Below are 23,119 nucleotides of genomic sequence, written 5' to 3' on the forward strand. Positions count from 1 at the left end.
AGGTACGATATGGAACAATCAACTTTTATTCAGCAGGCTAGTACAAAAAAAAATAAAGCAGCCACACAGTCTGCTGCCTTACAGGAGCCTCGTATTATTCGCTATACGTTAACATGTATTGCTTTAGCTTTTTTAGCTTTCTTTATCGTACTACCTTTAGTATCTATTTTTATTACAGCTTTTCAAAAAGGAGTCGACGTTTACTTTGCTGCGATTACACATCCAGATGCATTAGCTGCTATTAAGCTCACTTTAATCGTCGTAGCTATTACTGTACCTCTCAATGCGATCTTTGGCGTAATGGCTGCATGGGCACTCACAAAATTTAATTTTAAAGGGAAAAATCTATTACTTACTATGGTAGATTTACCTTTTGCCGTTTCACCTGTTATCGCAGGTTTAGTGTTTATTTTATTATTTGGCTCACAGGGACTATTTGGTGATTGGTTGTTTGCACATGATATTAAAATTGTTTTTGCACTTCCTGGCATTGTCCTTGCCACAATTTTCGTCACATTGCCCTTTGTTGCACGTGAATTAATACCGCTGATGCAAACCCAAGGCACATCTGAGGAGGAAGCGTCTATTTCATTGGGGGCAAGTGGCTTTAAAACCTTTTGGTATGTCACGTTACCCAATATTAAATGGGGGTTGTTCTATGGTGTGATTTTATGTAATGCACGAGCCATCGGGGAATTTGGGGCTGTCTCTGTTGTATCCGGCCATATCCGTGGGATGACTAATACGATGCCCCTTCATATCGAAATTCTCTATAATGAATATCAATTTGCAGCAGCCTTTGCAGTTGCTTCCCTAATGAGCGTTATGGCCATCTTTACATTAATTGTGAAAGACATTATTGCTTGGAAATCAAAATCTAGTTAAAAGGAGATGGTCTCAATGAGTATACAAATTCAAAACGTATCCAAAAAATATGGTTCGTTTCAGGCACTAGAGGATATATCCGTACATATTCAGTCTGGGGAGCTAGTAGCGTTGCTCGGCCCTTCTGGATCAGGAAAAACCTCTTTATTACGTGTTATCGCTGGGCTTGAAACAACAGATGTCGGTAACATCTTATTTGATGGTCAATCCATCACAGATCGCCATCCAAAAGAACGCAATGTAGGCTTTGTCTTTCAGCATTATGCCCTTTTTCGTCATATGACGGTCTTTGACAATGTAGCCTATGGGCTGAAGGTGCGCCCTCGCAAAAGCAGACCTTCAAAACAGAAAATCAAAGAAAAAGTGATGGAGTTATTGCGACTCGTGAAGCTTGAAAATTTCTCTGACCGATATCCAACACAGCTTTCAGGTGGGCAGCGGCAACGTGTCGCACTGGCAAGAGCGCTTGCCGTGGAGCCCAAGGTACTGTTACTAGATGAACCATTTGGAGCTCTCGATGCAAAAGTACGCAAGGAGTTACGTCGCTGGCTCCGAAAGCTGCACGATGAGTTTCATATTACAAGTATTTTTGTGACACATGACCAGGAGGAAGCTTTGGATGTTGCAGATCGCATTGTAGTCATGAACAATGGCAAAATCGAGCAAATTGGCAGCCCAGACGAGGTCTATACAAATCCCAAAAGTCCATTTGTCTATGACTTCTTGGGCAATGTCAATCTATTTAAAGGGCGCTTACAAAATGGTAAGCTCATGCAGGGTGAAGTTGCACTTGATGTACCTGATGCCCTGACCCATTCAGATGACAATGCGATAGGCTATGTACGTCCTCATGATATTCAGATTGAGAAAACAAGTATTTCAGGTACAGTTCCTGTTAAAATCAGCCACATTCATTTGCTAGGGCCTATCGTTCAAATTGAACTACGCCGTGAGGATCTTGATGAATTTTTAGAAGCGGAGTTATCAAAGGAACAATTTCATCTTCTTCAACTGAAAGTGGGCGACCAGGTATTTGTAAAGCCGAAACAATTAAAGGTGTTTATTCCTGAGGATTATTCTATATAAAAAAACCATGTAGCAAAGAAAAGTTTGCTACATGGTTTTTATTTTTAATGAAATTCTCTTCCATCATAAACAGCTGTGACATAGCCTGCACGAATGACAAAGTCTCCAAAATGCTCGCCCTCTAAACGATCCTTGGCAAAATGCAGAAGAATTGGACGTAGCTCTGCTAAAATTTCCTCTTCACCAATATTTTCACGATAGATTTTATTTAAGCGATTGCCTGTAAAACTTGCACCAAGGTACATATTGTATTTCCCTGGTCCTTTGCCGATAAAGCCGATTTCACCCATTGCTGCACGTGAACAGCCATTTGGACAACCAGACATGCGAATAACAATTTCTGTTTCATTTAAGCCAGCCTCATCAATAATGGCATCAATTTTTGTTATAAGAGAAGGTAAATAGCGTTCTGCTTCTGCCATGGCTAAGCCACATGTCGGTAATGAGACACAGGCAATGGAATTGCGGCGTAAGGCAGAATAATGCGCACCGTCTGTTAGCTTGTATTGTTCAATAAGCGTATTTATTTTTTTCTTTTTCTGGGGTGTTACATTGCTAATCATTAGGTTTTGGTTCGGTGTTAAACGAAAATCACCCGTGTGCACCTTAGCTATTTCACGTAAGCCAGTTAACAACTGATAATCCTCAAAGTCTTTTACACGGCCATTTTGAATAAATAACGTATAATGCCAATGACCATCTGCCCCTTTAATCCAGCCAAATTCATCACCTGTACGCTCAAATGTATAGGGACGAGCCTGCTGAATTTCCCAGCCTAGACGACGTGTTAATTCCTCTTGGAACCATTCAAGTCCTCTCGCATCAATCGTGTATTTAAATCGTGCATTTTTACGGACAGAGCGATTCCCATAATCACGTTGAATCGTAATTATTTTTTCAGCTGTTTCCAGTAATTTATCTGGCGTTATAAAGCCAATTTCACGAGCAAGCTGTGGATAGGTTTCATGATCACCATGCGTCATGCCCATGCCTCCCCCAACCGCTACATTAAAGCCAACCAGCTGATTATCTTCAACGATGGCAATCAATCCGATATCTTGTGAAAAAACATCTACATCATTACTTGGTGGAATCGCAATACCAATTTTAAATTTACGAGGCAAATATTGCGCTCCGTAAATCGGTTCAATTTCTACATCCTGACTATCTACAACCTTTTCTCCATCCAACCATAATTCATGATAAGCACGTGTGCGTGGCAGTAAATGCTCACTTAGTTTTGCAGACCAATTATAAACCTCTTCATGTAATGCAGATTGGTTTGGATTAACATTACACATCACATTACGGTTCACATCTCCACAGGCCGCAAGAGAATCCAATAGCACCTCATTGATTTCCTGCATATATTTTTTAACATTCCATTTTAAAATGCCATGTACTTGGAATGCTTGACGTGTTGTTAATTTTAAAGAGCCATTGCCATACTTTCTAGCCATTTCATCCATCACAAGCCATTGTGCTGGCGTAGCTGCTCCACCTGGTGTTCGTACACGTACCATAAATTGATAGGCTGGCTCCAGCTTTTGTCGTTGACGTTCATTCCGAAGATCTCGATCATCCTGTAAGTAACTGCCATGGAATTTCATTAGACGATTATCGTCCTCTGGAATACCAGAGCTTAATGGATTGTTCATGGTACGTTCCAGTGTTCCACGTAGGTAATTACTTTCGGTCTTAATACGCTCTACATCACTTGGTTTCCCAGGCTGCGGAGGTAACACTATTTTTTCTGTCATTCTTTATCGCTCCTTTAATCCATTACACCTCAATGTATTGGCATACATGAGGGTTTGCTTGCAAGCAAAGAGATAAATTCCTTCATTAGGGATGGTTTTCGAGGTAATTTTTGTTGAATTCCATTAATAAACATCACGTTGGTAGCGTTTTTGCTGTTTTAATTCATTCACATAGGCTTTTGCTTCCTCTGGTGTTTTCTGTCCTTGCTGCTCAATGATTTGATGAATGGTTGCATCGACATCCGATGCCATTGATTTTTCGTCACCACATACATAAATGACGGCCCCCTGCTCCAGCCACTCATAAAAACATGCTGCATTTTCTAGCAATTTATGTTGAACATAGACTTTTTTATCCGTATCACGTGAAAAGGCTACATGCATGTGACTTAATGTGCCCGCAGCTAGCCAACGTTGCCAATCCGTTTGATAGAGGAAATCCGTAACAAAATGCTGATCACCAAAGATGAGCCATGCTTTCCCCTCAATCCCTAACTCTTCTCGCTCCTCTAAAAAAGCTCGATATGGTGCAACACCTGTGCCTGCACCAATCATAATAATTGGCGTTTCATTATTCTCTGGCAATCTAAAATTCGGGTTTTTATGAACATAGATTGGTAAGGTATCACCTATTTGTATTCGTTCTGCCACACTTCCAGAGCAAACACCAAGGCGTTGTCTACCTGCTGTTTCATAGCTTACCTTGCCAATCGTTAAATGAACCTCTTCGCTATTGGCCTTTTGGCTACTAGCAATAGAATAAAGTCGAGCTGGAATTTTACGTAGTAACGCTACAAACTGCTGTGCACTCCAAGTAAACGGTGTAAATTCCTCTACTAGGTCGAGCAAGTCTCTTCCTTTTGCATAGTCCTTCCATGCTTGTGGTTCTTCCAATAGCTTAGAAAATTCTTTATGCGCTGTATAAGCAGCGATTTTTTCGAGTAACGGTTTAGATAACACTGTAATTTCTAATTTTTTCTGTAGTGCATCTTTTATTGATATTGTTTCATCAAAAACAGTCACTTCCGTCTCTGAATCAAATTGAAGTGCCGTCAGCAATGCATTCACTAATTGTTCATCGTTCTCTGGCAAAATGCCAATACTATCGCCAGGTTCAAAATGGAAGTTAGCTCCCTCAATGGATAATTCAAGATGACGCGTCTCTTTATTGGAGCCACGACCATTTAGATTCAAATTTTCAAGTACTTCAGCGTAAAATGGATTTTTTCTTGAATATGTAGATTCTTCAAGTACTTGCGCTCCTTCGTTGTGTGCTGAAGTAGACGTTGCTGAAGATGTTTGCTGAAGAAATTCTTGTTGAACCGCAGCGAACCACTGTGCAGCTGCATCATCATAATCTACATCGCAATCGATTCGAGGAACCATTCTTGTTGCACCTAATTTTGCAAATTGCTCATCGAAGTCCTTACCTGTCTTACAGAAAAATTCATAGGAGCTATCCCCTAAAGCGAGGACCGAATACTGTAGATGTTCTAGCTTAGGCGCCCGCTTGCTATGCAAAAATTCATAGAATTGTATCGCTTGATCTGGTGGATCTCCCTCTCCATGTGTACTCACAATAAGTAATAGATTAGTGATCTTTTTTAAATTACTTGCTTTAAATTTTCCTAACGATGAGACAGTTACATCTACCCGCTGTTCTTTTAATGCTGCTGCATATTTTTCAGCTAATCCTTGACTATTGCCTGTTTGGGAACCATATAAAATTGTTATTGTTTTTGTAACAGGTTGGGAGGCAGTTGGTGCCTGTTCAACAATTGCTTCAAGAGTTGCTTGTGGAGCACTTAAGTAACCGTTTAGCCAAAATTTTTGTTCAATTGTTAATTTAGGGAGAAGCTCGTTTAATAACTTCACCTGCTCTTCATTAAATGGACTGTTTATTACTTGTAATTTCAATCTTTGCCACCTCACGAATTATCATCATTTCATATTTTTTAATTTATCGAAGCCTTATTTTTTCCTTTTTCTCAATCTGAACCACATAGGAATTTTGAACAATCAATGTAATTGATCCGTGGTTCACAGTATTTAACATTTGGCGGACATTATCTAATGCTAGATTTACATTTTCAGTTCTTTTATCTACCATTACGAAACACCTTCCTCTTTAAAATGTAGTAATTCATCAATACGTTCCACTAATACTTTTTTCACATTGTCGTCATAGCCTAAGCTTTCACATAACAAAATGTTTTGGCTGTCAAAGCCTTGTAATCGCTTGGCAATACTTTGTCTTAAAATGCCTGTAAATAATAAATAAGGGACAATAAAAACTTGCTGTTGCTTCCCTTTATGTTGCAGTAGCCAGTCTTCAAAGGTTGGTCCCATTCCGTATAAGAAGCATGTATCAACGGCTTTATAGTGATATTTAGTACGTAGCCTTTTGGCAATTTTGGCTAAATCCCTCTTGACGGCTGGATCACTACTCCCACGTCCTATGAGTAAAACACTCGCATTGCTGTTAGGTTGTTGTTTTTCTATTATCCTAGCTTGTAACGTGTCAATTAATCGTTCATGAATGCCAAGAGGCTCACCATATGTAAACTTTACAAATGGATATAGTTCTTGAGCTTTTGCCATTTCTTTCGGAATATCATGCTTTGCGTGTTGAGCAGCCAGTAGTAGAATAGGCATTACGGCAATCGCTGTTGCCCCTTTTCGAATACAGCTAGCAATGCCTTCTGCAATGGTTGGTTTTGCTAGCTCTAGAAAGCATATTTCTTGAATAGGTACTGTCACTTCTTGTTGAACGCCTTGAAGAAAGTTTACGGCCTGCACTACACCTTCCTTGACACGACTGCCATGTGCAATATATAAAATAGCCTGCATGATTCCACAACCTTATCCCGTTATTTGGATTGGCTGTGTTGGGCTTTGCTCAAACCACTGAATGGTTTCTCTTAGAGTCACAACCTTCCCTACTAATATGATGCTAGGGTTTTGAATATTTTCTGTACGCACAATTTCCTCAATTGTAGCTAAAGTCCCTGTAACCGTTCTTTGCTTTGTAGAAACGGTTCCCCAGTGAATAACAGCCACAGGCGTTTTTTCATCACGGCCATATTTGAGTAATTGTTGACGGATATATGGAAGATTACCAACCCCCATATAAATGGCAATCGTATCAATCCCTTTTGCAAGGCTTTCCCAACGGATAGCATCTTCTTTCCCGTCCTGCATATGCCCTGTAACCATAGCAAAGCTTGAACCTAGGTCACGATGTGTGACAGGAATACCTGCATATGCTGGGGCTGCTATACCTGACGTAATACCAGGCACAATTTCAAAGGGAATTTGATGCTTCGCTAGCACATCAGCCTCCTCTGCACCTCTACCAAAAACAAATGGGTCTCCTCCTTTTAATCTTGTGACGATATATCCTTGTTGGGCATAATCAACAAGGGTTTGGTTGATTTGCTCCTGAATCATGGCATGCTGCTGTGGTAACTTTCCGCAAAAGATTAATTTAGCGTCTTTCTTGGCATAGGCTAATAGCTCTTTATTAATGAGTCTGTCATATAAAATGACATCTGCACATTCAATGCAACGTAATCCTTTAATCGTAAGGAGGTCAACATCCCCAGGACCTGCACCAACAATATAAACTTTCCCCATTTCATCTCACTCCTTCTGTCAATTACGCCTCGCTGTCATAGCATTTCAGATTTATTCAACTGACTAATAAGGGTCCTCGAGTTTTCTATAACTGACACTTTGCTTTCGGTATAAAAACATTTACTGAATTAAGATAAAGAAAAAAGGCCAATATTATCCTTAGGCACAAAAATGCCTATGAATAATACAAGCCTCTAGTTTGCTAGTCAGCCACATATTTAATTCTTAGTAATATAATAAGAATAATAAATAATTTAGTATATTCTGTCAACACTAAATTTGATACTTCGTTAGGCGCAAAAAAAAAACCAGCTGCCGATTTCAAGATCGACAACTGGTTGATCAAATTATGTGCTTACCATGGTCTACGATAACGCGGACCTGGTCGAAAATATGGACCTGGTGGATATGGTCGATAGTTTGGATAATATGGATTGTAAGGATATTGATTAAATTGAGAGCCTAAAAAACTGCCTAAAAACCCACCAAAAAACGGTGCGCCAAATGGCCAAATAAAGCCTCCAAATCCTCCGCCTGGATAACCTCCGAAATTGCGCATATGCTACCTCCCCTTTTTACTCTATCGTATGAAGGAAGATACATCTATCATATGTAGAATGCCTATTCTATCGGGATTAGTGCATAAATCACAAAAAATCAGCGAGAATAAACTCCCGCTGATTGACACGCTTTATTATTTTTCTTCCCCTAAACGTTGGACAAAATTAGCTAGTGTACGGACCATAACACCAGTACCACCTTTAGGTCCTAAATCATGAACTGCTACTGCATCAGATGTGCCTGCTATATCCAGGTGAATCCATGGTGTATCACCAACAAATTCGCCTACAAAACCGCCGCCGAAAATCATATGACCATCACGACCAGGAGAGTTATTCAAATCAGCTACATCTGATTTTCGAATTCGTTTTTTATCATTCTCTGTTAAAGGCATGCGCCAAACAAATTCATCTGTCTCTTTGGCAGCTTCCATAAATGCTTCAAAAAATGCATCATCATTTGAAAGAGCACCTGTTTTATCCATACCTAACGCAGTAATAACGCCTCCAGTTAAAGTAGCAACATCAATTAGTGATGTAGCACCTTGCTGTTTAGCATATGTAGTTGCATCTGCCAGAACTAAACGCCCTTCTGCATCCGTATTTAATACTTCTACGGTTTTCCCACTGTACGTCGTAATCACATCATCAGGTTTAAACGCTGTATCGGACACCATATTATCTGTAGAACCGATAACGGCTACAACATTTTTATTTGGACGTAATTCACCGATAATTTTCATTGCACCAAGTACAGCAGCAGCACCGCCCATATCACCTTTCATACCAACCATAGAATCCTTTGGTTTTAAAGAATAGCCGCCTGTATCATACGTTACGCCCTTACCAACAAGGCCAATTGGATCTTCAAAATCTTCAGTCGCTTTATATTTTAAGGTAATTAATCGTGGTTCTTCATAAGAGCCTTGGTTAACGCTTAATATACCACCCATACCTAGTTCCTCTAATTGTGCTTTATCTAAAATCTCTACTTCCAAATTGTATTCCACTGCTAGAGATTGTGCATAGTTAGCTAAATCCGTTGCTGTTAGTAGATTTGGAGGTAAATTTATTAGGCTACGAGCTTCATTAACAGCATCTGCATAAATCACACCTACCTCAAAGCTTGCCACCACTTCATCTAAATCCTCTGCTGTAGTCACAAGGTGAACAGCATCAATACGTTTATCTACCTCGTTCGAAGTGGTTTTATAATGTGGAATAGCATAATAGCCAAGGCCAATTCCTTCACCCGCTAAAAATGCTACATCTGCTGTTGAAATTGACTCTGTTGTAAATGATTCAAGCCAGATGGAATACTCTTTTACTTTTAAAGATCTTAATTCTTTCCCTACTAAACCAAATGCTGCGCGAATATCACCTTCTGTTAGGTTTTTACGCTCATCTAAGCCTACAAATACAATACGTTTGAGGCTGGCATGGTCTTTCACAAATGGTAATTTCGTTAGTTTCTTTAATTCAGTTGAGACGTCCCCTGCACTAATCCATGTATCGAGGGCTTCACCGTAAAAAGATGAAAAGCTTGCCCAGTCCTGCATTTGTTCACGATGTTTTGTGACTCCTACCACTAATAGTTCAGTAGAAATCGTTTCAAATGTTTTTGCTTCTTTTACAATATGCATGTAAACTCCTCCATTCCATATACTATTATAACGAAGTTTCTGAAAATGGCGTAATATTTGCCTATATCTTCTTTTAGAAAATAATGAATGTTATAATAAAAGCAATTATTTGCGAAGGTTGTGATGAAATTGAGTTTACTCCAAAATACCCCATTACTAATTGCCCTCTTTGCGGTTCTCTTTGCACAGTTTGTTAAAATCCCCATCCATTTTTTAATGACCAGACAAGTAAAATGGGGACTTTTTACCTCAACGGGCGGAATGCCTAGTTCTCACTCCGCTTCTGTCACTGGATTGGCAACCTCAATTGCCTATGAGACGGGTTTGGAATCCCCCATTTTTGCGGTAGCCGCCATGTTTTCCATCATCGTGATGTACGATGCCAGTGGTGTTCGTTACCAGGCAGGGCAGCATGCCGCTATATTAAATAAACTACGTAAGGATTTTCAAACATTGGTTCATGATTTAAAAAAGTGGCCACAGATGGACGGACAAGAGAAAATGGAGGAATTAAAAACACTATTAGGCCATAAACGAAGTGAAGTATTTTTTGGGGCTCTCACGGGTATTTTTATCGCCATCATAACCTACGAGTTTTTCATCTAACAGACATAAACACATCCTCAAGAGGGAGGCTGTGTTTTTTTTGTACAAAAAAAGTATCCCCTCTTCAATTGAAGAAAGAATACTAAGCACGTTAGAACATTCTGTATCCACTTTTACGTAAATAAATCATCACGATACCCGCCACAATAGATCCTGCAAAGCCACCTGATAAAATAGCAATATCTACAAACTGAAGAGCCTGTAATTTATCAATTAGTGCTGGGAAGGCAGAGCCTGGCTTAAAAATATAATCTAAGAAGCTTACTTCATCTACAATAAAGATGACAACAATTGGATACACAATTGCCATTAACCATGTCATCCGTAACAGCATATTTAACAAGAATCCGATACCAAAGAACATGACGAAAAATAACAATATAGAAATGATTAACTGTACTAATGAAACTGGACCATCCATGTATGTATAACCTCCGTTTTCCTCTCATTAGTTTACATGATTACGACACCGCTTTCAATGAACATATCCTTGTTTTCGCTTGTTCGTCATATTTAGGAAAATCATTCAATTGATCACCTGTGGTTGCTCTTTGAAGTTAGGGGTATTCTCCCACCTTCCGCGGGTAAACTATAGCTTCAAGTTAGATAAATGCTTTTTTTATCAAAAAAACTATTGAAGACGAATGCTTATCTTCAATAGTTTCTATGATTTTATGAAGTTGATTGAGCTACTAAAAACTTTGGTGATTTCCAAAGCTGTGCCCACTTTTTAAAGGCTGTCAGCACAATTAAGAAGCCAAGCATTAGCATGATAACAGATAAAATCCCATTTAACATATTAAAGCCTGGAGCTGCTGGATTCCAGTATACATTTTTAATCATCCAATAGCCTGCAACATTGACCGTAATGTATAAATAAGCCAATGGGATAAAGCATGTCAATGCATAGATGCGTTTATCTGCTACCTTCAATACCATCGTCACTCCACATACTAGACCAATGGCTGCCATTAGCTGATTGGATACACCAAATAATACCCAGATTGAGCTTATATCCCCTGAATACAATAAATAGCCCCACATAAAGCAGGCAAGTGCACTAGCAAAAATTGTACCTGGTACCCAATTGGTACGCTTCAGTGGTTTATAAACATTGCCACCAAAATCTTGTATTAAATAACGAGCTACCCTTGTTCCAGCATCAATGGCTGTAAGAATGAAAACCGCCTCAAACATAATGACAAATTGATAGAAGTACGAAGATAACTCTGCGAACCAAGGAATACCTGTAAAGATATCTGTCATACCAACTGCTAGCGTTACAGCACCTCCTGTTCGTCCTTCCAAGTCCATGCCGATACTTTGAGACAATGCTTGTAGATGAACGGGCTCCATTCCTAATGTAGCAAACACAGCTGGTGCTGAGTTAATCGCAAAATAGTCGGCTGGATGAAGAGCAGTAGCTGCGATTAAAGCCATCACACCTACTAGTGACTCTACTAGCATAGCACCAAAGCCTACAATACGGATGTCCTCCCAACGATCAATCATCTTAGGCGTTGTTCCTGAGCCTACAAAAGCATGGAAGCCAGAAATGGCACCACAGGCAATTGTAATAGAAACAAACGGCCACACAGGACCGGCAATTACTGGTCCACCACCATGAATAAACTCTGTCAATGGTGGGAATTGAATAGCAGGATTAACAAAGAAAACGCCAATAATTAGTGCAATAAATACCCCAATCTTCATGAAACTACTTAAATAATCACGAGGTGCTAATAAAAGCCACACAGGTAATGCAGCGGCGAAAAAGGCATAGATCGGTAAGATGATAGCTAATGTATCCCGATCAAATGTTAAAAAATCACCGAATGCTGTGCCTTGAATAAGCGGTCCGATAAATACCCCAATCATTAATAAAATAAAGCCTATCGTAGATGTAACAATTAAATTGCCTGTTTTACGATAGGCAATACCCACAAGCATGGCGATTGGTATCGTAATACCTACCGCAAACGTTCCCCATGGATTGCGCTCTAAAGCGCCTAACACCACCATCGAGAGACCTGCCATTGTAATCGTAATAATGAATAGCATCGCAAGGCCTGTACAGAAACCTGCGATAGGGCCTAACTCCTCCTTCATCACTTCCGATAGGGATTTACCACCATGACGCATGGATGCAAATAAAACAACAGCATCATGAACTGCCCCACCAATTACTGCTCCGATTAATAGCCATAGAAGTCCAGGTAAATACCCAAACTGTGCAGCTAGGATTGGTCCCACTAAGGGTCCTGCTGCTGCAATCGCTGCAAAATGATGCCCAAAGGTTACCCATTTATTCGTCGGAACATAGTCTTTACCATCTTCCAAAGCGTGGGCTGGGGTGGGCGTATCATCTTTTATTTTAAGTACCTTCTTTGTAAAGAAAATGCCATACAAACGATAGCTGATCATCAAAATACAAATAGACCCTATCACTATTGTAATCGCATTCATGCAAACACCCCTTTTACTTTTTCCACATCATAGCAAAGGAATGTCCTTAATATTCCTAAAATAACTGAAATGTCAGAAATTAAAGCTGAGCGGTAGTATTTGTTCATTGAAATGCAACTACTTCGATAGGTCAAAAATTTTCCTTACATCCTTCATATACAGTCTGCTAACAGGAATGGAATGTCTGTTGTGCACGATTAAATTAAATTTAGAACTACTCCAGGGCTCAAGTTCCACAATATGCTCTAAATTGACAATATACGCACGATGGACACGTACAAAGCCTTTTAAAGTAAGCTTTTTTTCTAACGCAGCCAATGACTCGGAAGCAAAAAAACGTCCCTGCTCTGTCACAACAACCGTTTTACTATCCTCAGAGGTACAATACAAAATATCCTGTATTTTCAGCAGTAAAATTCGATCGTTTGCATAAACCGTTAATTTATCGAGCTTGTCTAGCTGTGAAACTTTTAACTCCTCCATCGTTTTTGCCTGAGCAGCTCTTTTTTTAGCTAAAAGCTTTTCCACAGCGGTTTGTACCCTTTCTGCCTCAAAAGGTTTCAATATATAATCAAATGCATTGACTTCAAATGCCTGCAAAGCATAGTCATCGTAGGCTGTAGCAAAAATAATTTCAGGTCTCTGTGCATTCAGTAATAATTGTTTAGCTAAGTCAAGTCCATTGTTTATGCCTAATTCAATATCTAGAAATATACAATCGACTTCTTCAAGCTGTGACGCTTTGCACAACTCCTCAAGATTTTCAGCTTCACCACAAACATTCACTAATGCTGTTTGCTCTAATAAATATCGCAGTTCCGCGCGTGCTAAGGGTTCATCATCCACAATATATACATTCAATTTCTTCTACTCCCATCTAGTCGCCTTTAACGGCAGTTGAATCATAATTTTTGTTCCTACATCTAACGTACTTGTTATATGAAAATCCGCCTCAGATCCATAAATTTCATGAATTCGCTGATAAATATTCCATAGAGCAGTTCCTGTCCCCTGTTCGGATTGCATAATACGCTTGCCAAGTTGTTTTACCTGCTCCTTCCTCATACCACAGCCGTTATCTTCCGTTAACAGGACCAGCTTATCATTCACACGTTGTACTTTGACATAGATTTTGCCTTCATTACGATTTTTAAAGGCATGATAAATAGCATTCTCGACAAGTGGTTGCAAGGTAAATGGAGGAATTTGCACATCAAAAAGTGTTTCATCCATGATAAATTCAACTTCGTACCGATTAGGAAACCGTGTTTGCTCAATAGACAAGTAAGCTTCAACATGATCTATTTCATTTTTCAATGGAATAAGCATTTGCCGTGCGCCCTGCAAATTGCTTCTAAAAAATGTACTAAGCTTGATTAATAACGCTCTTGCCTCATCTGCATCTGTCCTTATCAAGCTTGAAATTGTATTCAGACTATTAAAGAAGAAATGTGGATGGACTTGTGCTTGTAATGCCTTAATTTCAGCATCCTTTAATAATTTCCGCTGTTGCTCAATTTCAGCAAATTCAAGCTGTGAGGAAAATAGTCTACTCAAACCCTCTGCTAGCTCCTTCTTCACCCCTGTCATAGAATCCGCTTTAGTGAAATAAAGCTTTAAGCTTCCAACTGTTCGATGCTGTACCTTCAAGGGCAAGACAATGGCAGCACTTAATGGGCAGCTAGCGTGTGGACATTGAATTTCCTTTTGAGATGTAGCCATTAAAATTTTGCCTTCCTCTAATACTCGTTTTGTCAAAGCTGTCATGATTTCTCGATGAATTAAATGATGATCCTCACCAACGCCAACATGTGCTAACACCCCATTTTTATCGGTAATAGCGACCGCATCTACTTTTATTTCTCTTTTAATAATTTCTGCAACCGTTTGGCATGATTCTTCATTCAAGCCCTTACGAAAATGCTCAATTGTTTGTTGGGCAATTGAAAAAGCTTGATGGGTTTGTAATGCCTTTGTGCGCTCCTCTTCATCAATAAACGTTTTAATAATCATGAAAAATAAAAATATCCCAAAGGCATTCATTAAAATCATTGGCATGGCAATTAATGAGACTAGCTGCAAAGCCTGCTCAAATGGCTTCGCGACTACTAAAATCACCAGCATTTGAATCGTTTCCGCACAGATGCCAATGATGACCGCTTTCTTATAGGAAAACGTTTGACGGATTTTGAAGCGTTTACTTAAACCACCTGTAATAAAGCCAGCAAGAATCGTTGAAACACCGCAGGCTATTGCTGTAAAACCACCCAGTGTAATTCGGTGAATACCTGCAATAATACCTACACACACGCCAACGAGAGGTCCACCAAAAATTCCTGCAATAGCCACACCAATTAGCCTTGTATTGGCGATCGCCTCTTCTGCATTGATTGTACTATGTATCATCTGATTTAAAGGATGGATTGTCCCACTTTCAATTTTAATCCCTGTATAGCTGCTGATAATACATAGGCTACTAAAAATAATGATGAGCCATATTTTCTCTTTCGTTCCTTGCTCCTGAAACAGCTTTTCACGAAAGAGTCGCCATCTTGACATTAAAAAGGCAAACACAATGATCAGCCCAACTCGCTCTAACATAAATAAAAACAGCTCCATCAAAGGTCACCTCCTAAAAGTCATGTCATTTTTTAAAGAATAAACGATAAGAGGTATAGCCAAAAATATCACCTGGATTAATCCCTTCTATCGCCTCTAATTGATGTCTTTCAAATTGATTGGAGGCCATTTCCTTTAACATCACTGAGGTCGTTTCATCTTGTGCTAGTTCCTGTGGATACAGCCATTTCGCTTCTAAAATTTCTTTTTCTTGAATGGAAACCTGCTGCTGCTCATCTAGCATACGACAATAAAAGATGGCCATATTATCACTGATATCATCACGGATGACACCTGTTCTAAACCCAATTAAGCCTGAGACTCTACAATCGATGCCTGTTTCTTCTTTGATTTCACGAATGACCGCCTCATCCACCGTTTCTCCTGCATTAACAAAACCTGCTGGCAATGACCAACGTCCTTTCAATCCGCTATAAGCCTTTTTCACAACTAACCATTGGCCAAGCTCATTGACCGTAACACCTGATACACCCAACCATATTTTCCCTCGATCTTTTCTCATAACCTTCACCTCTATATAACTATTATACCTGCTCGCTTTCAGTGGAATGAAGCTTTTATTCAGAATTTTAAGACCAATCTTTGCAAATCATATAAATGCATAGACAATCCTCATTTGTAAATATGTTACACTTATTGTACCTATTCAATTAAATAAGAAAGGAAATTTTACAAAATAGGTACGTTTGGAACCAATTACTTTCAAATTAAAAGCAATGAACACCTTGTCATTGAAGAAAATGGACAATTTGGTCTTGATGAAAAGAGGGTCATATATAAGCTAGCAGTTTTAAATGGGGTAAAGTTTATGGAGCTTGAAAAGTCTGATTAACCCAATGCTAAAAGGCGTCTTTCATCATCATCGAAAGAAGCCATTTTCATATTTTCACTTTGTTTCAATATCAGCAACCGGGAGAGAAGATATGTTTTTCAGAAAATAAAAGCCATCCACCCCACCACATGGTTGAATACAGAAAGGGAGAGAGTAAAATGATCATTAAAATGACGCCATCTAATATGAAGGATTTTAATAAATCAAATGACGGTTTTATAGTCTCGGGGAAAATTATACCGACATTCAAAGATAAAGTTTGGACATTTACAGAGGAAAAATGTTCAGAGCCTTACTTCAAAAAATATGAAGAGGATGAAATTGATCTGAGTTACATTGAAGATATCGAGAAAGCTGTATTTTTTTATTATATTGACAACAACTGTGTAGGACAGATTAAGATGTGCTCTAACTGGAACGGATATGCACTTATTGAAGACATAGCTGTCGCAAAAGATTATAGAAAAAATGGCGTTGGCTCTGCCTTAATAAATAAAGCCATTGCTTGGGCAAAAGAAAGGAACTGCTGTGGTCTCATGCTTGAAACACAAGATATCAATGTTTCAGCTTGTCATTTTTATGCCAAAAATCAATTTGTAATAGGTGGAGTGGATACAATGCTATATTCAAATTTTCCAACAGCAAATGAAATAGCAATTTTTTGGTATTATAAATTTTAAAATCTAAACAAGGCTTTTCTTTAAGCCTTTTATGTTTTCAAAGCACAATAAAAGCCTCTTCAATTTGTTGTTTTCAAAACATACAAATCAAAAAGGCTTGGTATTCACAACCTAATTCAGATTGTGTTTACATATTATCAGGTTTGTCTTCTACATTTATATCACGTTTAATTATTCACAAATCTCAGGCGTACCTTCACGCTTTGCTGTTCTGAAAGACGTACCGCAGCCACATGATGCAATGGCATTTGGATTATCGATTGTGAAGCCACCGCCCATTAGCGATTGTTTATAGTCAATTTTTGTTCCCATCAAAATCGGCGCATCTTCACGGGAAACAAGAATTGTTAAACCATGCTGTACATCTTCAAAATCATCATCTTTTTTCTCTTTATCAAAATGCATGCCATAGGATAGCCCGCTACAGCCGCCACCATTCACCACTACACGTAAAAAAGAACCTTGTTCTTCATTATGCTCCATCATTTCATTAATATGAAAGCCAGCAGCCTGTGTCACTTCAATAATTTGTTTTGTACTTGTCATCCCAATCACCTTCCTTCATACGTTTATCATAACAATTTTGACCATTGTATGACAAACATTCAGCTTCAAGTCGATTTTAAGTTATAATTCTCATATTTTTCACATTAATAGTATTTTTTATTCATGTTAATAAAAACATCATTGGTATAATAGTTACAACGAATTCTTGGCAGGGGGTAATATATATGGAGATTTCACCATATTACGAGAAAAAAATTCAATGTTTAAATTGCAAAAAAGAATTTCCAACATTAAAAGTGCGTTCAAAATTTATTAAAGTAGATCATACAGAAACAGATTTTCAACCTATTTATGCAGATGAAGTGAATGCTCTCTATTATAATGTCTTTGTTTGTGAGCATTGCGGCTTTTCCTTTACAGAAGACTTTACAAAATATTTTGCACCAGGTATTCAAGATCATATACGCACACAAATTACAGAAAAATGGGTACACCATGATTTCAAGGGGGAGCGTACTGTATTTCAAGCCATTCAAGCCTATAAATTAGCTTTTCTTTGTGGCACAATTAAAAAGGAAAAAAATGTAGCGATTGCTGGACTAACTTTACGTCTTGCCTGGCTCTATCGTTCGTTGAACAATAGTGGACAAGAGGAACGCTTCATGAAATTAGCACGTGATTATTATATGGAATCTTATTCAACCGAGGATTACAGCTCCACCCAAATGTCAGCTGTCCGAATTATGTATATGATTGCTGAATTATCTAGACGCATTGGAGATATTGAAAATGCGACACGCTTCTTTTCTAGGGTTATTGAAAAACAAAGTGTCGGTGGCGAAGCAAAAATTATAGATATGGCGAAAGAACAGTGGGCTATTATTCGAGAAGAAAAAGAACATGCGCGTCATGTATAGGTATATAAAAAAGTTCTAGCTTGAAATCAGCTAGAACTTTTTATAAAGGCTTAGAATACTTGCTCTACTTCTACAATTCCTGGTACTTCTTCTAATAATGCTCGTTCAATACCAGCTTTTAATGTAATCGTAGAACTTGGGCAACTGCCACAAGCACCTAATAAACGTAATTTAACAACGCCATCCTCAACATCTACTAATTCACAGTCTCCACCGTCACGTAGTAAGAATGGACGTAATTTATCTAATACCTCTTGAACTTGGTCGTTAATTGTTGCTTCTGCCATTTATCTCGACTCCTTTCCTTATAATGATTATAATGTTAGCAACAGAAAAAATCCAATATTGAATCACAAGGAGAGAAAATACTATGCCATCTACAAAACCTATGATTGAAATTTATGGAACAGCTGTCATCTGTGCTAGCTGTGTCAATGCTCCATCTTCCAAGGATACATATGAGTGGCTACAAGCAGCCATCGATCGCAAATATCCAGATCAAGCATACGATATTCGCTATATCGATATTGAAGGTCCAATTGAGAATGAACGCGATCAAGAATATGCGTCACGTATTCAAGATGATGAATTTTTCTACCCTCTTGTCCTTATTAACAATGAGGTTGTTGGAGAAGGCTATGTCCAATTAAAGCCTGTATTTACGGCGCTTGAAAATTTAGGGTTTGTCCCGGACGAAACGGTATAACAAAATGAAAGGGATTGTTTCAAAGTAATTTTTAAAACAATCCCTTTCAGCTAATTAATCATTTTGACGTTTGTAATACCATAATAACCCTGATTTCATTAAGCGAGCGATACGCCCAGTTACTGTTGTATCAGCTAAGTATACAAAGCCTTGTTTTTTACCAAGAGCCCCCATGAAGCCCTTTAATTTAATCTCTGGCATCTTCTCTGGTAAATGTTCACCTTTCCAACGCATACGAAGTACTTTCACAATTTGCTCCGCTTGTTCCTCTGCTAACTGTGCTGTTGGAGCTAAATCTGATGAAGCACAATCCCCTACAACATAGACATGTTCATCCTCAAGTAAATTAAAATACTGTGTGACAAGTGGACGGTCATGTTTATCTTTCTCGACATCCATATCACGAACAATTTTTACTGGCTGAACACCCGCAGTCCAAACCACTGCATCAAGTAAAATTTCATCATCATGATTAAAAATTTTACCCGGCTCTACTCTTGTAATATTTGAATTGGCAACGACATCAACGTTATGCTTAACAAACCAATCCTTTACATACTTACTTAGTTTTTCTGGAAAATCTTTCAATATACGTTGACCACGGTCAAAAAGCTTTATTTTTAAATCTGAGCGACTTTCACGTAGCTCACTTGCAAGCTCAATTCCACTTAAGCCAGCTCCTATAATTCCAACTGTAGACCCAGCTGGTAAACCACAAAGTGCTTGGAATGTTGCACGTGATTTGCCCATTGTCTGAATGCTGTACGTATACTCTTCCGCACCTGGTACACCATGATATTTATCTTCACAGCCAAGCCCAATGACTAAATCATCATATTCTATACGTTGTCCGTCTTCAAGAATGACTACTTTTTCCGCACGATTAATTTCAACGACTTCTCCATATACGGCTGTTAAACGTTCATGCTCTGGGAAGCTTACACGAATTTCTTTATCTGTTGCAGTCCCTGCCGCCAATGCATAAAACTCTGTTTTTAAACTATGGAAAGGGGCTCTATCTACTATAACTACCTCTCTGTCTAATGGTAGGCTGTTTAATAGACGAAGCATGACACGCATATTGCCGTAGCCGCCACCTAAAAGTACTAATTTTCCCATAATAGTCTCCTTTTATATCTCTTTTAATAATTGTTCACAAAGTATCCACAAACGAGTATAACCGATTGTGAGAAGTTTCACAATATCAGAATGAAATTTTGTGAAAGATTTCACAAAACAAACGAGAACTTGTTCAATTCAATTGATTTTTAAGCCATTAATAACGAATTCCCTTTATCTTTTATTAAAAAACGTCTCTTTTCTCTTAATCATAAATAATTGACGAAAATCGTAAAACCGAGTAGCATTACTTTGGTGAGGTGACATGGATGAATCCAATGGTTGAATTTTGTATAAGTAATTTAGCAAATGGCTCTCAAGCAACTTATGAAGTACTCGAACGCGATCCGAACATCGACGTTTTGGAATATGGCTGCCTCAGTTATTGTACAAAGTGCTCAGAATCCTTTTATGCAATAGTAAACGGTGAATTAGTAGAAGCTGATTCTCCTGATGAATTAACGAAAGCCATTTATCAATTTATTGAAGAAAATCCATTATGGTAGTTTTCTAAAATGCCTGTATGAATAAATGTGAACAAATAAAAAGGATGTTATGCTAAAAATCAGCATAAACATCCTTTTATTACTTTAGTTCGTCCACTACATATGTAGGTTGGCATTCTTTTTCGAGGACAGCCTTTGTAGGCGTAACGCCAGTATTCACATGAATGGTGTCACAGCCAAAACGAATGCCACACATAATGTCCGTATCATAATTATCACCGATCATTACCATGTCTTCTTTCGCAATCCCATGTTCAGTCGCAATTACTTCCAGCATGGCTGGCGATGGCTTACCAATGTAGATTGGTTCAACATCTGCAACCTCTCCTACTAAGCGAGCAAAAGAACCATTGCCTGGTAAGAACCCGTATTCTGTTGGGAATTTAATATCCTGATTCGTGGCAATAAAGGTCGCTCCTTGCTGGACAAAAACCGTAGCCCTGGCAAGTGCCATATAATCAAGCGTACGATCAATCCCCATAACAAATACATCAGGCTCATCCTCAACAGGTACAATATTTTCATTGAGTAGTGCCTGACGAATGCCATCTGTCCCCATCATCGCTACTTTTTTTCCTGGGAAATGGAGAGCTACATACTTTGCGGTTACCAATGCACTTGAATAAATATGCTCTAATGGCGCGTCCACGCCAATAGAAAGTAAAGCTTCTTGCAGTTGTTCTCGCGTCTTTGAAGAATTATTCGTTACATAGAATGGCTCAATTCCTGCTTGCTGTAAACGATGAATAAAAGCTACCGCAGAAGGAATACCTTCCTTTCCACGGTAGACAGTGCCATCTAAATCAAAGCAATAGGCCTTATATTGTTTCATTGATGATCCTCTGGTAAAAATGCAGAAACAGGTCCTAATTCATTTGTTAAATAATTATGAACTGCTGGCGAGAACTGCTTTAAAGCTGTTAAATTAGCTGTTAATACATGGATAACCTCTTGGATATCTACTTCTATAAACTCACGCACAAGCATTTTACGTAAGCCAACAACTGCTTTGTATGGTGCTTCCAAATCGGCAGCTACAACTTTTTCATCGACTAAAATATCAATAATATCCTCGTAGCTTCCTGGATCGCGCATAATGAAACCGTCAATCATTAAATTTCCTACATCCATCATTGACTCCATAATGTTGTGTCCAATTCGCTCGATAGCTAATTTCTTTATATCATTCTGAAGCCAGTTATCCTCTGTCTCCAAAATTGCTAATAGCCCATCTAAGTACTGTAAATTTTTTGTGATTTTATTACGATCTACAAAATACACAAGGAAAGCCCCCATTCAAATCTTTAAAAGTTGATAGTCTTTTCTCTTCTATAGTACCATAACTATAGGATTGGAAGGAGATTAAAAGATGGAACGTTTTTTTTTATATGATGATGTAGAAGATACGAAAACAAGATTTGTTAGTTTTGCTGGTCAAAAGCTACGTTATGATTTAGCTATATTACAATCTGGCCGCTTCTTTGGAAAAGTGCTTGTCATGGATATCCAGTTCGGTCGCTTTGCTATTATTGGCCCTGATGATGTTGAAGAGCCCGGTTACTTAGAACATGTGTACAATCGCACAGAGGAAGAAACAATCGAATTACGGGAATACTTGCGTGAATTATTGAACTAACACCCATTTTATTGGGTGTTTTTTTATATAACATAAAAAAATTTCGCTAGCCATAGGCAATTGCGAAATCTTTTTACGTATTGTTATTTATTTAAAGTGGATGGATTATCTTTATTATGGGGCTTGTCTTTATTTTCATTATCATTTTGCTTTTTCGCTTGCTGATTTTGACCAATCACAGCTAAATCGTCTACACTAATATCAAAACCATAACCATATTCCTCACGATCTAATGGCTTTTTATTGCGTTTTTCTTTTGCCAACATCATCACCTCCATTCATAAATTATCCCTTTTTTAATGATTTATACTCCCTTTTTCTCAATACGTTTAAGCTGTTGCGTCCTTAATAATCCACTGGGCAGCGCTTATTAAATCTGGAAAGACAGCATCTGCTAATGGATCTTGTTCCCCTAGAAAAACGCCCTTTGTTCCTGCCCGTTTTCCTGCAATAATATCCGTATCCGTATCGCCTACCATATAGGATTTTGATAAATCAATGTTATATTTCTTTGCTAAATCCACAATTAATTTGCTATTGGGCTTTCGACAGGCACAACCTGACTTTGGCTTGTGTGGACAATAAACGACTTCATGAATCGTTGCCCCTTTTTTCTTTAGCTCCTTCACCATATGTTCATGTATTTTCTGTAAGCCACTTTCCTTCATAAAGCCTAAACCAACCCCACCTTGATTTGTCACGACAAACACATAATCAAAATGCTTATTTAGCTTTCTGATTGCCTCAGGCACTTGCGGTAAAAAATACAAATCCTTAGGCTTATTCACAAACTTCACACGATTTGTTAGTACTTCATTGATAACACCATCACGATCTAAAAATACGGCTCTTTTCATTTGCAACACACCTTCGATAAGCTGTTTTGTGCTTTAGTTTTCCCAAATTCCGAAAAAGCTAACAATGACGAAGAAAA

At 38.4% G+C, this 23,119-nt stretch carries 27 protein-coding genes; 8 read left to right on the forward strand and 19 right to left on the reverse strand.

The window, feature by feature from the left end; translation table 11 throughout:
* Positions 1–9: 9 nt before the first annotated feature.
* Complete coding sequence (gene cysW, locus CD31_RS14500; RefSeq protein ID WP_036078566.1) at positions 10–885, forward strand: sulfate ABC transporter permease subunit CysW; 876 nt, start codon at positions 10–12, stop codon at positions 883–885.
* A 15-nt stretch (positions 886–900) separates the two neighbouring features.
* Positions 901–1,971, forward strand: coding sequence for a sulfate/molybdate ABC transporter ATP-binding protein (locus CD31_RS14505; RefSeq protein WP_036078567.1), 1,071 nt, complete (start codon positions 901–903; stop codon positions 1,969–1,971).
* Between the two features lie 44 nt (positions 1,972–2,015).
* Here CD31_RS14505 and cysI read toward each other — a convergent pair whose 3' ends face one another.
* The 7 genes from cysI to CD31_RS14535 all read right to left on the reverse strand — a co-directional run bounded on the left by cysI (position 2,016) and on the right by CD31_RS14535 (position 9,570).
* Complete coding sequence (gene cysI / locus CD31_RS14510; protein WP_036078570.1) at positions 2,016–3,731, reverse strand: assimilatory sulfite reductase (NADPH) hemoprotein subunit; 1,716 nt, start codon at positions 3,729–3,731, stop codon at positions 2,016–2,018.
* A gap of 123 nt (positions 3,732–3,854) precedes the next feature.
* Positions 3,855–5,648: an assimilatory sulfite reductase (NADPH) flavoprotein subunit gene (locus CD31_RS14515; RefSeq protein WP_036078572.1), complete on the reverse strand. Its 1,794-nt coding sequence runs from the start codon at positions 5,646–5,648 to the stop codon at positions 3,855–3,857.
* A 43-nt stretch (positions 5,649–5,691) separates the two neighbouring features.
* Positions 5,692–5,841: a YezD family protein gene (locus tag CD31_RS23015; RefSeq protein ID WP_004228347.1), complete on the reverse strand. Its 150-nt coding sequence runs from the start codon at positions 5,839–5,841 to the stop codon at positions 5,692–5,694.
* Positions 5,841–6,581, reverse strand: a complete 741-nt coding sequence (locus CD31_RS14520; RefSeq protein ID WP_036078574.1) for a sirohydrochlorin chelatase — start codon at positions 6,579–6,581, stop codon at positions 5,841–5,843. Before CD31_RS14520 ends, CD31_RS23015 begins: the two co-directional genes overlap by 1 nt.
* Before the next feature lie 12 nt (positions 6,582–6,593).
* Positions 6,594–7,367, reverse strand: coding sequence for a uroporphyrinogen-III C-methyltransferase (gene cobA / locus CD31_RS14525; protein ID WP_016991508.1), 774 nt, complete (start codon positions 7,365–7,367; stop codon positions 6,594–6,596).
* Between the two features lie 355 nt (positions 7,368–7,722).
* Positions 7,723–7,926 carry a hypothetical protein gene (locus CD31_RS14530; protein ID WP_016991509.1) on the reverse strand — a complete coding sequence of 68 codons (204 nt, stop codon included), beginning with the start codon at positions 7,924–7,926 and terminating at the stop codon, positions 7,723–7,725.
* A gap of 135 nt (positions 7,927–8,061) precedes the next feature.
* A complete protein-coding gene (locus CD31_RS14535) occupies positions 8,062–9,570 on the reverse strand; it encodes a leucyl aminopeptidase (protein ID WP_016991510.1) in 1,509 nt (502 codons plus the stop codon).
* Between the two features lie 123 nt (positions 9,571–9,693).
* Between CD31_RS14535 and CD31_RS14540 the strand changes: the two genes are divergently transcribed.
* Positions 9,694–10,176, forward strand: a complete 483-nt coding sequence (locus CD31_RS14540; RefSeq protein WP_036078577.1) for a divergent PAP2 family protein — start codon at positions 9,694–9,696, stop codon at positions 10,174–10,176.
* Positions 10,177–10,267: 91 nt separating this feature from the next.
* Here the strand turns inward: CD31_RS14540 and CD31_RS14545 are convergent, their stop codons facing one another.
* From CD31_RS14545 to CD31_RS14565, 5 genes are all read right to left on the reverse strand, one after another.
* The gene (locus CD31_RS14545) at positions 10,268–10,597 is read right to left on the reverse strand and encodes a YuiB family protein (RefSeq protein WP_004228336.1); all 330 of its coding nucleotides are present in this window, start codon (positions 10,595–10,597) and stop codon (positions 10,268–10,270) included.
* A 251-nt stretch (positions 10,598–10,848) separates the two neighbouring features.
* Entirely contained in the window at positions 10,849–12,642 is a 1,794-nt protein-coding gene (locus CD31_RS14550; RefSeq protein WP_036078579.1) for a carbon starvation CstA family protein, read from the reverse strand.
* Positions 12,643–12,759: 117 nt separating this feature from the next.
* Positions 12,760–13,503 (reverse strand): LytR/AlgR family response regulator transcription factor, encoded by a 744-nt coding sequence (locus CD31_RS14555; RefSeq protein WP_036078581.1) that lies wholly within the window; start codon positions 13,501–13,503, stop codon positions 12,760–12,762.
* Positions 13,504–13,509: 6 nt separating this feature from the next.
* Positions 13,510–15,261, reverse strand: a complete 1,752-nt coding sequence (locus CD31_RS14560) for a sensor histidine kinase (RefSeq protein ID WP_036078584.1) — start codon at positions 15,259–15,261, stop codon at positions 13,510–13,512.
* Between the two features lie 25 nt (positions 15,262–15,286).
* A complete protein-coding gene (locus CD31_RS14565; protein ID WP_036078588.1) occupies positions 15,287–15,784 on the reverse strand; it encodes an NUDIX hydrolase in 498 nt (165 codons plus the stop codon).
* Positions 15,785–16,272: 488 nt separating this feature from the next.
* On the opposite strand from CD31_RS14565, the gene CD31_RS14570 reads away from it, so the two are divergent.
* Positions 16,273–16,794 (forward strand): GNAT family N-acetyltransferase, encoded by a 522-nt coding sequence (locus CD31_RS14570; RefSeq protein WP_036078590.1) that lies wholly within the window; start codon positions 16,273–16,275, stop codon positions 16,792–16,794.
* A 171-nt stretch (positions 16,795–16,965) separates the two neighbouring features.
* Here CD31_RS14570 and CD31_RS14575 read toward each other — a convergent pair whose 3' ends face one another.
* Positions 16,966–17,340 carry a HesB/IscA family protein gene (locus CD31_RS14575; RefSeq protein WP_016991513.1) on the reverse strand — a complete coding sequence of 125 codons (375 nt, stop codon included), beginning with the start codon at positions 17,338–17,340 and terminating at the stop codon, positions 16,966–16,968.
* 185 nt (positions 17,341–17,525) lie between these two features.
* Between CD31_RS14575 and CD31_RS14580 the strand changes: the two genes are divergently transcribed.
* Complete coding sequence (locus CD31_RS14580) at positions 17,526–18,218, forward strand: DUF2225 domain-containing protein (protein ID WP_036078592.1); 693 nt, start codon at positions 17,526–17,528, stop codon at positions 18,216–18,218.
* Between the two features lie 50 nt (positions 18,219–18,268).
* On the opposite strand, the gene CD31_RS14585 is transcribed toward CD31_RS14580, so the two are convergent.
* Positions 18,269–18,505, reverse strand: a complete 237-nt coding sequence (locus tag CD31_RS14585) for a NifU family protein (protein ID WP_004228295.1) — start codon at positions 18,503–18,505, stop codon at positions 18,269–18,271.
* A gap of 83 nt (positions 18,506–18,588) precedes the next feature.
* Between CD31_RS14585 and CD31_RS14590 the strand changes: the two genes are divergently transcribed.
* On the forward strand, positions 18,589–18,924 hold the full coding sequence (locus CD31_RS14590) for a YuzD family protein (protein ID WP_016991516.1): 336 nt from the start codon (positions 18,589–18,591) through the stop codon (positions 18,922–18,924).
* A gap of 54 nt (positions 18,925–18,978) precedes the next feature.
* Here CD31_RS14590 and CD31_RS14595 read toward each other — a convergent pair whose 3' ends face one another.
* On the reverse strand, positions 18,979–20,043 hold the full coding sequence (locus CD31_RS14595; RefSeq protein ID WP_036078594.1) for an NAD(P)/FAD-dependent oxidoreductase: 1,065 nt from the start codon (positions 20,041–20,043) through the stop codon (positions 18,979–18,981).
* Between the two features lie 269 nt (positions 20,044–20,312).
* Between CD31_RS14595 and CD31_RS14600 the strand changes: the two genes are divergently transcribed.
* Entirely contained in the window at positions 20,313–20,549 is a 237-nt protein-coding gene (locus CD31_RS14600; RefSeq protein WP_004228286.1) for a YuzB family protein, read from the forward strand.
* 79 nt (positions 20,550–20,628) lie between these two features.
* Here the strand turns inward: CD31_RS14600 and CD31_RS14605 are convergent, their stop codons facing one another.
* Both CD31_RS14605 and CD31_RS14610 read right to left on the reverse strand, forming a co-directional pair.
* Entirely contained in the window at positions 20,629–21,381 is a 753-nt protein-coding gene (locus tag CD31_RS14605; RefSeq protein ID WP_036078596.1) for a TIGR01457 family HAD-type hydrolase, read from the reverse strand.
* Positions 21,378–21,830: a DUF86 domain-containing protein gene (locus tag CD31_RS14610; protein ID WP_036078599.1), complete on the reverse strand. Its 453-nt coding sequence runs from the start codon at positions 21,828–21,830 to the stop codon at positions 21,378–21,380. Before CD31_RS14610 ends, CD31_RS14605 begins: the two co-directional genes overlap by 4 nt.
* 88 nt (positions 21,831–21,918) lie before the next feature.
* Between CD31_RS14610 and CD31_RS14615 the strand changes: the two genes are divergently transcribed.
* Complete coding sequence (locus CD31_RS14615) at positions 21,919–22,185, forward strand: DUF3055 domain-containing protein (RefSeq protein ID WP_009371988.1); 267 nt, start codon at positions 21,919–21,921, stop codon at positions 22,183–22,185.
* 83 nt (positions 22,186–22,268) lie between these two features.
* Here CD31_RS14615 and CD31_RS14620 read toward each other — a convergent pair whose 3' ends face one another.
* Both CD31_RS14620 and CD31_RS14625 read right to left on the reverse strand, forming a co-directional pair.
* Positions 22,269–22,463 (reverse strand): hypothetical protein, encoded by a 195-nt coding sequence (locus CD31_RS14620; RefSeq protein ID WP_175400780.1) that lies wholly within the window; start codon positions 22,461–22,463, stop codon positions 22,269–22,271.
* A 51-nt stretch (positions 22,464–22,514) separates the two neighbouring features.
* Complete coding sequence (locus tag CD31_RS14625; protein WP_036078602.1) at positions 22,515–23,042, reverse strand: D-glycero-alpha-D-manno-heptose-1,7-bisphosphate 7-phosphatase; 528 nt, start codon at positions 23,040–23,042, stop codon at positions 22,515–22,517.
* Positions 23,043–23,119 lie beyond the last annotated feature (77 nt).

It is taken from the genome of Lysinibacillus boronitolerans JCM 21713 = 10a = NBRC 103108 (assembly GCF_000772935.1).
GTDB classification, from domain to species: domain Bacteria; phylum Bacillota; class Bacilli; order Bacillales_A; family Planococcaceae; genus Lysinibacillus; species Lysinibacillus boronitolerans.